Source organism: Stenotrophomonas sp. SMYL89, assembly GCF_036319985.1.
GTDB lineage: Bacteria > Pseudomonadota > Gammaproteobacteria > Xanthomonadales > Xanthomonadaceae > Stenotrophomonas > Stenotrophomonas maltophilia_Q.
This window is the reverse complement of the sequence record NZ_JAWIRW010000033.1, coordinates 1-11,447: the sequence shown is the minus strand read 5'-3', so window position 1 is coordinate 11,447 and position 11,447 is coordinate 1. Positions and strand designations below refer to the sequence as shown.

The window sequence follows — 11,447 nt, the reverse complement described above, 5'->3', positions numbered from 1 at the left end:
AACAGCAGAGGCAACATCAGCAGCAACGGCAAAAGCTGATTTCCAGGGGTTGGCGGGGTGGGGGGGGCGGGGGGGGGGGGGGGCCGAAGGGCGCCAGGAGCAGGGGGGCCGCCACCCACCGGCGGCCGCCCCCCCCCCCCCCCCCCCCCCCCCCCGCCTTCGACAGACCCTGCAGTCTGTCGGAACGGCGTCCTGCCTTGGTAGGTGTCGACCTTGGTCGACACATCCATGCGATGCGTGGACGAACATGGAAATGATCGAAAAGGCTGTCTGTAGAGTCGAGCCATGCTCGACTCACGCGCGCAGCGCGAACGGCAGCCGAGCACGGGCTCGGCTCTACAGTAGATCCACGCCATGCGTGGATGAGCATGTCGGGAATGGGGTCAGATCCCTTTGCTGCGCAAAGGGATCTGACCCCGTGCATTACGCCGAGGCGTAGCGCACTGCGGTGCCGATCCACCGTGCAACCACGCGATCGGCCAGCGCCGGTTGCTGGGCCAGCAGGCGCTCGGCCAGGTCGTGCACGCCGGGCAGCAGGCCGGCGTCACGGGCGAGGTCGGCGATGCGGAAGCCGGCCAGGCCGGTCTGCCGCGTGCCCAGCAGTTCGCCGGGGCCGCGCAGTTCCAGATCCTTTTCGGCGATGACGAAACCATCGTTGGTTTCGCGCATGGTCTGCAGGCGCTCGCGTGCCATCTGCGAAAGCGGGGCCTGGTACAGCAGCACGCAGCGCGATACCGCCGAACCGCGGCCAACACGGCCACGCAGCTGGTGCAGCTGGGCCAGGCCCAGGCGTTCGGCGTTCTCGATCACCATCAACGAGGCGTTCGGTACGTCCACGCCCACTTCGATCACCGTAGTTGCGACCAGCAGGTCGATGTCGCCGGCCTTGAACGCCACCATCGTCGCCAGCTTCTCGGCGGCTTTCAGGCGGCCATGCACCAGCCCGACGCGCACGCCGGGCAGCAGCGCCTGCAGTGATTCGTAGGTTGCCTGTGCGGGGGTGGCATCCAGCTCTTCGCTTTCCTCGATGAGCGTGCACACCCAGTACACCTGCCGCCCTTCCTGGCAAGCCAGGGCGATGCGTTCGATCAGCTCCGGGCGACGGTCGTTGTTCAATGCCACGGTCTGCACCGGCGTACGCCCCGGCGGCAGTTCGTCGATGGCCGAGACATCCAGGTCTGCGTACTCGGACATCGCCAGCGTGCGCGGAATCGGCGTGGCGGTCATCACCAGCTGGTGCGGCACGCTGTTGCCGCCTGCGCCCTTGTCGCGCAGCGCCAACCGCTGGTGCACGCCGAAGCGGTGCTGCTCGTCGACGATGGCCAGGGCCAGGTCCTGGAACACGACCGCCTCCTGCATCAGCGCGTGGGTGCCGACCACCACCTGCGCTTCGCCAGTGGCGACCTGCTCCATCACCTTGGCGCGCGCCTTGCCAGTGACCTTGCCGGCCAGCCACGCAATGCGCACGCCGAGCGGTTCCAGCCAGCCGCGCAGGTTGTTGAGGTGTTGCTCGGCCAGCAGCTCGGTGGGTGCCGCCAATGCGACCTGCTTGCCCTGCTCCACCGCCAGCATCGCCGCCAGCGCGGCGACCACGGTCTTGCCGGAGCCGACATCGCCCTGCACCAGCCGCAGCATCGGGCTGGGCCGTGCGAGGTCTTCGCGGATCTGCGTGAACACGCGCGCCTGTGCGCCGGTCAGTGCGAACGGCAACTGCTTCAGCAGCGCCTTGGCCAGTTTGCCCGGGCCCGCCAGCGGCGGCGCATGGTGTGCCTGCAACGCGATGCGCTGGCGACGCAGGCTGAGGTGGTGGGCCAGCAGTTCTTCCATCGCCAGGCGGCGCTGGGCCGGATGGGTGCCGGCGGCCAGCGCGGCCAGATCGGCATCCGGCGGCGGCCGGTGCACGGTCAGCAGCGCGCTGCGCAGCGATGGCAGGCCGAGGCCATCGAGCCAGCCACTGGGCAGCAGTTCCAGCGTGCTTTCCTCGGGCAGGCGGTCCAGCGCCTGGCCGATCAGCTTGCGCATCGTCATCGGGCCCACGCCTTCGACGGTGGGATACACCGGGTCGAGGCGGTCGCCGAGTTCGGGATCGTCGTTGCGGCCCAGCACCTGGTAGCTGGGGTGGACGATCTCCAGGCCGAGGTGGCCGGGCTTGGGCGTGCCGAAGCAGCGCAGCCGGTTGCCGACCGCGAACTGGCCGACCTGCTGCTGGCGGAAGTGGAAGAAGCGCAGCACCAGGGTGCCCTGCCCTTCGTCTTCCACCGCCACCTTCAGCATCGGCCGGTAGCGCATGCCGCGCTCGACCGCGACCACCCGCCCTTCCACCTGCGCCGGCACGCCGTTGCGCAGGTCTTCGATGCGGGTCAGCCGGGTGCGGTCTTCATAGCGCAGCGGCAGGTGCAGCCAGAGATCCTGCAGGGTGGCCAGGCCACGCGCCTGCAGTTTGGCGGCCACGGCCGGGCCCACGCCAGCGAGCATCGCCAGGGATGCTTCGCCGGACGGTGACAGGACCGGGGTGACCGCCGCCTTGCGTGCCACGTGGCGGTCAGTCGATGACCATCACCGCGTCGACCTCGAAGTTGGCGCCCTTCGGCAGGCCGGAGACTTCGATGGTGGAACGGGCCGGGTACGGGGCCTGGAAGTAGTCCTGCATGACCGCGTTGACCTTGGCGAACTCGCCCAGGTCGGTCAGGTACAGGCCCAGGCGCACGACCTTGTCCAGCGAACCGCCGGCGGCTTCGGCCACGGCCTTGAGGTTGTCGAAGGCGCGGCGGGCCTGTGCTTCGACGTCACCGGCGCCGACGATGTCGCCGGTGGCCGGGTCGAGCGGGATCTGGCCGGAGAAGTACACGGTGTTGCCGGCGCGCACGGCCTGCGAGTACGGGCCGATGGCGGCGGGAGCCTTTTCGGTGTTGATGATCTGGCGGGACATGGGTCGCTCCGGTGCGTTGGGGGAAAACAGAGCGGTGATTGTACCGGGTGGGGGTGCATCCACGCATGGCGTGGATCTACGGCAATCCGGTCATGTGATGCGCCGTCTGTAGAGCCGAGCCCATGCTCGGCTGCTCCAGCCCGAGGCAGCCGAGCATGGGCTCGGCTCTACAGAAAGCATCCACCCATGGCGTGGCTCTACTGGCGGCGCACCGACTGCACGACCGAGAGGCGGCGCAGGCGGCGCATCACTTCGGCCAGGTGGTTGCGGTCGCGTACCTGGATGTTGAACGCCAGCACGGCGGCGTTGAAGTCGCGGTCGAGGTAGTCCACCCGTTCGATGTTGGAGTGGCTCTGGGCGATGGCGGCGGCCAGCTGCGCCAGCACGCCGGTGCCGTTCTCCACTTCCACCACCAGCGAGGTGTCGTAGTCGCCGGACACGGTGGTGTCCCAGCCGATCGGCACCCAGCGCTCGGGCGACTTGCGCAGCTCGGCCAGGTTCGGGCAGTCCATGCGGTGCACCACGATGCCCTTGCCGGCGGTGTGATAGCCCATGATCTCGTCGCCGGGAATCGGCTGGCAGCAGCCGGCGAAGGTGACCACGCCACGCTCGCTGCCGTTGATCAGGATCTTTTCCTGCGAATGGTGGCGCGAATGCGGACCGCCCCGCAGTTCGGCGTAGGCCATCAGTGCCTGCGCGGCCTGGGTCGGCATCCAGTTGCCCAGCGCGACCTCGGCCAGCAGGGCTTCCAGGCGCGGGAAGCGGTGTTCGGTGAGGAACGCATCCAGGCGCCCCTTCGGCAGCCGTTCCAGCGAGGAATCCATCGCTTCCAGCGCGCGGTCCAGCATGCGGTGACCCAGCTGCACGGCGTCTTCGTGTTCCAGCTGCTTCAGCTGGTGGCGGATGGCGGTGCGTGCCTTGCTGGTGACCACGAATTCCAGCCACTGCGGTTTCGGCGTGGCCGAGCGTGCGGTGATGATCTCCACCGACTGGCCCGACACCAGCTTGGTGCGCAGCGGCACCAGCTTCTTGTCCACGCGCGAGGCCACGGCCATGTTGCCGACGTCGGTGTGCACGGCGTAGGCGAAATCGAGCGCGGTGGAGTTGCGCGGCAGGGCCAGGATCTTGCCCTTCGGCGTGAACAGGTAGACCTCGTCCGGGAACAGGTCGACCTTGACGTTGTCGAGGAACTCCAGCGAGGACCCGGCAGCGCGCTGCGAGTCGATCAGTTCGACGATCCAGGCATGTGCACGGCTCTGCGCGCTGTTGGGCGAATCGCCGCCGAACTTGTAGGTCCAGTGTGCGGCCACGCCACGCTCGGCGATCAGGTCCATTTCCTCGGTGCGGATCTGCACTTCGATCGGCGAGCCGTACGGCCCGAACAGCACGGTATGCAGCGACTGGTAACCGTTGGCCTTGGGAATGGCGATGAAGTCGCGGAAGCGGCCATCCAGCGGCTTGAAGGTGGCATGTACCGAACCCAGCGCGTGGTAGCAGCTGGGCACGCTGCGCACGACCAGGCGGAAACCGAACACGTCCATCACCTGGTCGAAGGATTTGTTCTCGTCGCGCATCTTGTTGTAGATGCTCCACGGGGTCTTGATGCGGCTGATCAGCCGATGCTCGATACCCTCCTTGGCCAGGCGCTGCGACAGCTGCACTTCCACCTGCGCCATCGCCTCGCGGCGCACCACCGGCTGGCTGCGGATGTGCTTTTCGATGATGGCGTGGCGCCACGGGTACAGCGCCTTGAAACCGAGGTTCTGCAGCTCGCTCTTGACCAGGCTCATGCCCAGGCGCTGGGCGATGGGCGCGTAGATCTCCAGCGTCTCGCGGGCGATGCGGCCACGCGCTTCGCGGCTCTGTGCACCCAGCGTGCGCATGTTGTGCAGGCGATCGGCCAGCTTGATCATGATCACGCGCAGGTCGCGCGACATCGCCAGCAGCATCTTGCGGAAGCTCTCGGCGGCCGCTTCCTGGCGGTCGCGGAACTTCAGCTTGTCCAGCTTGGTCACGCCGTCGACGAGCTCGGCCACGGCTTCGCCGAACTCGGCGGCCAGCGCCTCGCGGGTCAGCGGGGTGTCTTCGATGGTGTCGTGCAGGATCGCGGCGATCAGCGCTTCCACGTCCAGGCCGAGCTCGGCCAGCACCTGGGCCACGGCCACCGGATGAGTGATATAGGGCTCGCCCGACTTGCGCGTCTGTCCAGCGTGCGCGGAGGCTCCGACTTCCCAGGCACGGCGCAGCAGGGGCAGCTGTTCCGGCGGCAGATAGTGGGCGGCGCGTTCAAGCTGGAGGACGTAGTCGGGTACGGCGGCAGCGGGGGCTGCGGCGACCTTGGCAGTGGGGCCTGGGTTCATGCCCGAAGCCTATTCCAGCGCGACGTTTACGGCAAATCCTGAATGCGAAACAGCCCGCACGGGGCGGGCTGTTCGGCGATCCAGCAATGACGTTGATCGATGCGATCAATCGTCGTTCTTGGACATGTCTTCGTCGGCGACCACTTCGGCGGCAGCCCACTCCAGCGCTTCGCGCTCGGCGCGCTCACGCTCGGCCTTCTCGACTTCGTCGATCAGCGCGTTGTCGATCTTGCGGGCGGCGATTTCGCGCAGCGCCAGCACGGTCGGCTTGTCCTCGGTCTCGCTGTTGTCCAGCGTGGCCTGCACGCCGTTGGCGAGCTGGCGGGCACGCTTGGACGCCATCATGACCAGTTCGAAACGGTTGTTAACGACTTCCAGGCAATCTTCTACGGTGATGCGGGCCATACGGGCTCCCGGCGACCGGTCGGCCGCTCAGTCGAATGAGGGAAAGGGGACGGAGTGTACTGGCAGGGGCTGGACAAAATCAAGCCAACCCCCACCCGATTCTTTTGGAATCAGTCAGTTGCGCCCGGATCCGGGGTCAACAGGGCCTGGATCAGGCCGGCATGGCGGACCTTCTGGGCCTCCCGGCGCAGGCGGCTGGCGGTGAAGATGGCGCACAGCTCGTCCACCGCGGTGTCGAACACCTCGTTGACGATGACGTAGTCGAACTCGTTGAAGTGCAGCATTTCATCCCGGGCCGCGCCCAGGCGCTGGGCGATGACCGCCTCGCTGTCCTGGCCGCGCTTGCGCATGCGGTCCTGCAGCGCCTGCCTGGACGGCGGCAGGATGAACACGGTGACCGTGCCCGGCACCAGCTGGCGCACCTGCTGGGCGCCCTGCCAGTCGATCTCCAGCAGCACGTCCTGGCCGGCGGCCAGCTGCGGCTCCACCGACTGCCGGGCGGTGCCCTTCCAGTCACCGTGCACCCAGGCATGCTCGAAGAAGTCGCCGGCGGCGATCATTTCCTCGAACTTTTCCGCAGAGACGAAATGGTAGTGCTGGCCGTTCACTTCACCCGGACGCATCGCGCGCGAGGTGAAAGAGATCGACAGGGCGATCTGCGAGTCACGCGCCAGGGTGGCATTGACGATGCTGCTCTTGCCGGCGCCTGAAGGGGCGGCAACGATGTACAGCGTGCCGCGCGCAACGGCGTCCGACGGCTTCGACGGGGCGCTCATGCGGCGGATCCAACGGGTTGATTTCGCAAAATTTTTCCTCGGTGTTCCAGATCCGGCGCGGACGATCGCGCCAGGATGGCGGGGGCTGCGCGGAACATCCTGGAACCAGGCCCGGCAGACGCTTCCCCGGGGTGCGGGCACGCAACTTTACCAGAGCGGCCCCTTTTCGCGCCCGTCCGGCCGGTACCGGCCCTAGTGCCACATGGGCATCCGGGGGCCTGTGCTATAACCGGCGCGTACCTACCGACAGCCGGGTGGTCTGCGTGCCGCCCCGCCATCCAAGGAGAACGGCATGCCCTCGATGAGTCGCCGCCAGTTCCTGAAGGTCACCGGGACAACCCTGGTGGGCTCCAGCCTGGCTTTGATGGGCTTCGCGCCCGGCATCGCGCTCGCGGAGGTCCGGCAATACAAGCTGACCCGCGCGACCGAGACCCGCAACACCTGCACGTACTGCTCGGTGGCCTGCGGCATCCTGATGTACAGCCTCGGCGATGGCGCCAAGAACGCCGAGCCGAGCATCTTCCATATCGAGGGCGACCCGGACCATCCGGTCAACCGCGGCACGCTGTGCCCGAAGGGGGCCGGCCTGGCCGACATCATCCACAGCAAGTCGCGCCTGCTCTACCCCGAGTACCGCGCGCCGGGCTCGAACGAGTGGAAGCGGCTGAGCTGGGACGATGCGCTGGACCGCATCGCGCGGCTGATGAAGGAAGACCGCGACGCCAACTTCGTGCAGAAGAACGAAGCCGGGCAGACGGTCAACCGCTGGCTGACCACCGGCATGCTGGCCGCCTCGGCCACCAGCAATGAAACGGCGGTGCTGACCCACAAGGTCGTGCGCTCCCTGGGCATGCTGGCATTCGACAACCAGGCACGTGTCTGACACGGCCCGACGGTGGCAGGTCTTGCCCCGACGCTAGGCCGTGGTGCGATGACGAATCACTGGGTCGACATCAAGAATGCCGACCTGATCCTGATCATGGGTGGCAATGCCGCCGAGGCGCACCCGTGCGGGTTCAAATGGGTAACCGAGGCCAAGGCACACAACAAGGCTCGCCTGATCGTGGTCGACCCGCGCTTCAACCGCTCGGCCGCGGTGGCCGACGTGTACGCGCCGATCCGTACCGGCACCGACATCGTGTTCCTGGGCGGCCTGATCAACTACCTGTTGACCGAGGACCGCATCCAGCACGAGTACGTGCTGAATTACACCGACATGTCGTTCCTGGTGAAGGACGAATTCGCCTTCAAGGACGGCCTGTATTCGGGCTACAACGCCGAGAAGCGCAGCTACGACCGTTCCAGCTGGGACTACGTGTACGGCGATGATGGCTTCGTGCGCAGCGACCCGACGCTGAAGGACCCGCGCTGCGTCTACACCCTGCTCAAGCAGCACTATGCGCGCTACACCGTGGAGATGGTCGAGCGCATCTGCGGTACGCCGGCCGACAGCATCCGCCAGATCTGGGACATGATCGCGTCCACCGCCGGCAAGAACAAGGCAATGACCATCCTGTATGCGCTGGGCTGGACGCAACACTCGATCGGCGCGCAGAACGTGCGTGCCGGCACCATGGTGCAGCTGCTGCTGGGCAACATCGGCGTGGCCGGTGGCGGCATGAACGCACTGCGCGGACATTCCAACATCCAGGGCCTGACCGACATCGGCCTGATGTCCGACCTGCTGCCCGGCTACCTGACCCTGCCGAAACAGGACGAGCAGGACTACGACGCGTACATCGCAAAGCGCACCCAGAAGCCGCTGCGCGCCAACCAGATGTCGTTCTGGCAGAACTACCCCAAGTTCCACGTCAGCCTGATGAAGTCGTGGTGGGGCGACGCCGCCACCGCCGACAACAACTGGTGCTTCGACTACCTGCCCAAGCTCGACAAGCCGTACGACATGCTGCAGGCGTACGAGCTGATGAACGAAGGCAAGATCCATGGCTACATCTGCCAGGGCTTCAACCCGCTGGCCTCGGCGCCGAACAAGGGCAAGCTGATCAGCGCGTTCTCCAAGCTGAAGTTCATGGTCAGCATGGACCCGCTGGAAACCGAGACCATCGCGTTCTGGCAGAACCACGGCGCGCTGAACGATGTCGACCCCAGTGCGATCCAGACCGAGGTGTTCCGCCTGCCGACCACCTCGTTTGCCGAGGAGAACGGCGCGGTGGTGAATTCCTCGCGCTGGCTGCAGTGGCACTGGAAGGGTGCCAACCCGCCGGGCGAAGCGCGCAGCGACATCGAGATCATGTCCGAGCTGTTCCATCGCATCAAGGCGCTGTACGAGAAGGACGGCGGCGCCTGGTGGGAACCGGTGCGCGACCTGGCCTGGAAGTATTCCAACCCCGAGGCACCGACGCCGGAAGAGCTGGCGATGGAATACAACGGCAAGGCGCTGGTGGATGTGTTCGACCCGAAGGACCCGACCAAGCTGGTGCGCAAGGCCGGCGAGCAGCTGGCCGCGTTCGGCGACCTGCGCGACGACGGCAGCACCTCCTCCGGCTGCTGGATCTACATCGGTGCCTGGGGCCCGACCGGCAACATGATGGCGCGGCGTGACAACAGCGACCCGACCGGCATCGGCAATACCCTGGGCTGGGCGTGGGCGTGGCCGGCCAACCGTCGCGTGATGTACAACCGCGCTTCGTGCGACGTGGCCGGCCAGCCGTTCGATCCGCGGCGCACGTTGCTGGCCTGGAACGGCAAGAACTGGGGCAGCGTGGACGTGCCGGACTTCAAGGCCGACGAAGACCCTGCCGGTGGCATGGGCCCGTTCATCATGAATCCGGAAGGCATCGCCCGCTTCTTCGCCAAGGCCGGCATGGCCGAAGGCCCGTTCCCGGAGCACTACGAACCGTTCGACACGCCGCTGCGTAGCAACCCGCTCAGCCCCGGCCAGGCGCAGACGCTGAACAACCCGGCCGCCCGCGTGTTCGCCAGCGACCGGGCGCAGATCGGCTCGCCGGACGAGTTCCCGCACGTGGCCACCACCTACCGCCTGACCGAGCATTTCCACTTCTGGACCAAGCACGGCAAGCTCAACGCCATCATCCAGCCCGAGCAGTTCGTCGAGATCGGCGCCGCACTGGCCGACGAGCTGGGCATCAACAACGGCAGCCGCGTGCGCGTGAGTTCCAAGCGCGGCCATATCGAAGCCGTGGCGATGGTGACCAAGCGCATCAAGGCCCTGCAGATCGATGGCAAGACCGTGCACCAGGTGGGCATTCCGATCCACTGGGGTTTCCTCGGTGCAGCCAAGCCCGGCTACATCGCCAATACGCTGACCAATGCCATCGGTGACGGCAATTCGCAGACGCCCGAATCGAAGTGCATCCTGGTCAAGGTCGAGAAGGTGTAGGAGACACGCCATGTCACTGCAATCGCTGGACATCATCCGCCGCTCGGCCACCACCACGCCCTCGCCACAGGCGCGCAGCGCACACACCGGCCAGGTCGCCAAGCTCATCGACGTGAGCAAGTGCATCGGCTGCAAGGCCTGCCAGGTCGCGTGCATGGAGTGGAACGACCTGCGCGACGAAGTCGGCAGCTGCGTCGGCAGCTACGACAATCCGCCGGACCTCAGCGACCAGTCGTGGACGGTGATGAAGTTCCGCGAATACGAGGACGAGAAGGGCAAGCTGGAGTGGCTGATCCGCAAGGAGGGCTGCATGCACTGCAGCGACCCGGGCTGCCTGAAGGCCTGCCCCTCGCCCGGCGCGATCATCCAGTACGCCAACGGCATCGTCGACTTCCAGGAAGAGAACTGCATCGGCTGCGGCTACTGCGTGACCGGCTGCCCGTTCGATGTGCCGCGCATTTCCAAGAAGGACCACAAGGCCTACAAGTGCACGCTGTGCTCGGACCGGGTGGCGGTGGGCCAGGAGCCGGCCTGCGTGAAGACCTGCCCGACCGGCGCGATCACCTTCGGCAGCAAGCAGGCGATGACCGAACATGCCGCCGGCCGCGTCGAAGACCTGAAATCACGCGGCTACGAGAACGCCGGCCTGTACGACCCGCAGGGCGTGGGCGGCACCCACGTGATGTACGTGCTGCAGCACGTGGACAAGCCGGAGCTGTATGCCGACCTGCCCAAGGACCCGCGGATCAGCCCGATGGTGGAGATCTGGAAGGGCGTGGCCAAGCCCTTGGGCGTGCTGGCGATCGCCGCCACCGCCTTCGCCGGGTTCCTGCATTACATCGGCATCGGCCGCAATACGGTCAATGACGAGGAGGAAGAAGAAGCCGAGCACGAGGCGAAGAAGATCGAAGAGGAGCAGCGGCCATGAAGTACGCACCGCACCCGCGACAGATCATCCGCTACCGCGCGCCGACCCGCATCAACCACTGGATCGTGGCGATCTGCTTCGTACTGACAGCCTTGTCCGGGCTGGCATTGTTCCACCCTGCCCTGTTTCCGCTGACGCAGCTGTTCGGCGGCGGACCGTGGACGCGCATCCTGCATCCGTTCATCGGCCTGGCGATGGTGGTGGGCTTTGCGCTGCTGGCGTTCCGCATGTGGCGCGACAACCTGCCGAGCGCCGACGATGGCAAGTGGATGCGCGGCATGCGCGATGTACTGCGCAACGAAGACGAGCGGCTGCCACCGGTGGGCCGCTTCAATGCCGGCCAGAAACTGCTGTTCTGGGCCATCATCGGTTGCCTGTCGGCGCTGTTGCTGACCGGCTTCGTGATCTGGCGGCAGTACTTCAGTCATTTCTTCCCGATCGGGGTGATCCGGTTCTCGGTGCTTGCCCATGCGCTGTTCGGCTGGGTGCTGATCTGCGCGATCGTGGTGCACATCTATGCGGCGATCTGGATCAAGGGGTCGGTGCGGGCGATGACCCAGGGCAAGGTGACCTACGGGTGGGCGTACAAGCACCACCGGCAGTGGTTCCGGGACATCCTGCGCGGGCGGCGGGAACAGGGCTAGCGGCAGGGCCTGCGGCCCTGCACCCGCTTCAGGGCCAATCCAAC

At 66.6% G+C, this 11,447-nt stretch carries 8 protein-coding genes; 3 read left to right on the top strand and 5 right to left on the bottom strand.

Translation table 11 applies throughout. From position 1 onward, the window contains the following. Positions 1 to 423 precede the first annotated feature (423 nt). The 5 genes from recG to gmk all read right to left on the bottom strand — a co-directional run bounded on the left by recG (position 424) and on the right by gmk (position 6,470). Positions 424 to 2,535 carry an ATP-dependent DNA helicase RecG gene (gene recG / locus V3B41_RS20305; RefSeq protein ID WP_295549960.1) on the bottom strand — a complete coding sequence of 704 codons (2,112 nt, stop codon included), beginning with the start codon at positions 2,533 to 2,535 and terminating at the stop codon, positions 424 to 426. A 7-nt stretch (positions 2,536 to 2,542) separates the two neighbouring features. After that, on the bottom strand, positions 2,543 to 2,929 hold the full coding sequence (locus V3B41_RS20300) for a RidA family protein (RefSeq protein WP_005410875.1): 387 nt from the start codon (positions 2,927 to 2,929) through the stop codon (positions 2,543 to 2,545). A gap of 197 nt (positions 2,930 to 3,126) precedes the next feature. Then, positions 3,127 to 5,289 (bottom strand): bifunctional (p)ppGpp synthetase/guanosine-3',5'-bis(diphosphate) 3'-pyrophosphohydrolase, encoded by a 2,163-nt coding sequence (locus V3B41_RS20295; protein WP_049432610.1) that lies wholly within the window; start codon positions 5,287 to 5,289, stop codon positions 3,127 to 3,129. Between the two features lie 105 nt (positions 5,290 to 5,394). Beyond that, entirely contained in the window at positions 5,395 to 5,694 is a 300-nt protein-coding gene (rpoZ, locus tag V3B41_RS20290; RefSeq protein ID WP_005410877.1) for a DNA-directed RNA polymerase subunit omega, read from the bottom strand. 110 nt (positions 5,695 to 5,804) lie between these two features. Next, on the bottom strand, positions 5,805 to 6,470 hold the full coding sequence (gene gmk, locus V3B41_RS20285) for a guanylate kinase (protein ID WP_329861818.1): 666 nt from the start codon (positions 6,468 to 6,470) through the stop codon (positions 5,805 to 5,807). A gap of 292 nt (positions 6,471 to 6,762) precedes the next feature. On the opposite strand from gmk, the gene fdnG reads away from it, so the two are divergent. Genes fdnG through V3B41_RS20270 form a run of 3 tightly spaced genes read left to right on the top strand, consistent with a single transcriptional unit; the run spans position 6,763 to position 11,403 of the window. Next, positions 6,763 to 9,831 carry a formate dehydrogenase-N subunit alpha gene (fdnG, locus tag V3B41_RS20280; protein WP_329861817.1) on the top strand — a complete coding sequence of 1,023 codons (3,069 nt, stop codon included), beginning with the start codon at positions 6,763 to 6,765 and terminating at the stop codon, positions 9,829 to 9,831. Positions 9,832 to 9,841: 10 nt separating this feature from the next. Further along, positions 9,842 to 10,759, top strand: a complete 918-nt coding sequence (gene fdxH, locus V3B41_RS20275; RefSeq protein WP_049432603.1) for a formate dehydrogenase subunit beta — start codon at positions 9,842 to 9,844, stop codon at positions 10,757 to 10,759. Beyond that, a complete protein-coding gene (locus V3B41_RS20270; RefSeq protein ID WP_049432600.1) occupies positions 10,756 to 11,403 on the top strand; it encodes a formate dehydrogenase subunit gamma in 648 nt (215 codons plus the stop codon). Before fdxH ends, V3B41_RS20270 begins: the two co-directional genes overlap by 4 nt. Positions 11,404 to 11,447: the final 44 nt, after the last annotated feature.

Bases quoted from the DNA above. Each gene is read 5' to 3' on its own strand.
- V3B41_RS20300 (WP_005410875.1), bottom strand. From the start codon at position 2,929: ATGTCCCGCCAGATCATCAACACCGAAAAGGCTCCCGCCGCCATCGGC.
- V3B41_RS20270 (WP_049432600.1), top strand. From the start codon at position 10,756: ATGAAGTACGCACCGCACCCGCGACAGATCATCCGCTACCGCGCGCCG.
- gmk (WP_329861818.1), bottom strand. From the start codon at position 6,470: ATGAGCGCCCCGTCGAAGCCGTCGGACGCCGTTGCGCGCGGCACGCTG.
- fdxH (WP_049432603.1), top strand. From the start codon at position 9,842: ATGTCACTGCAATCGCTGGACATCATCCGCCGCTCGGCCACCACCACG.
- V3B41_RS20295 (WP_049432610.1), bottom strand. From the start codon at position 5,289: ATGAACCCAGGCCCCACTGCCAAGGTCGCCGCAGCCCCCGCTGCCGCC.
- rpoZ (WP_005410877.1), bottom strand. From the start codon at position 5,694: ATGGCCCGCATCACCGTAGAAGATTGCCTGGAAGTCGTTAACAACCGT.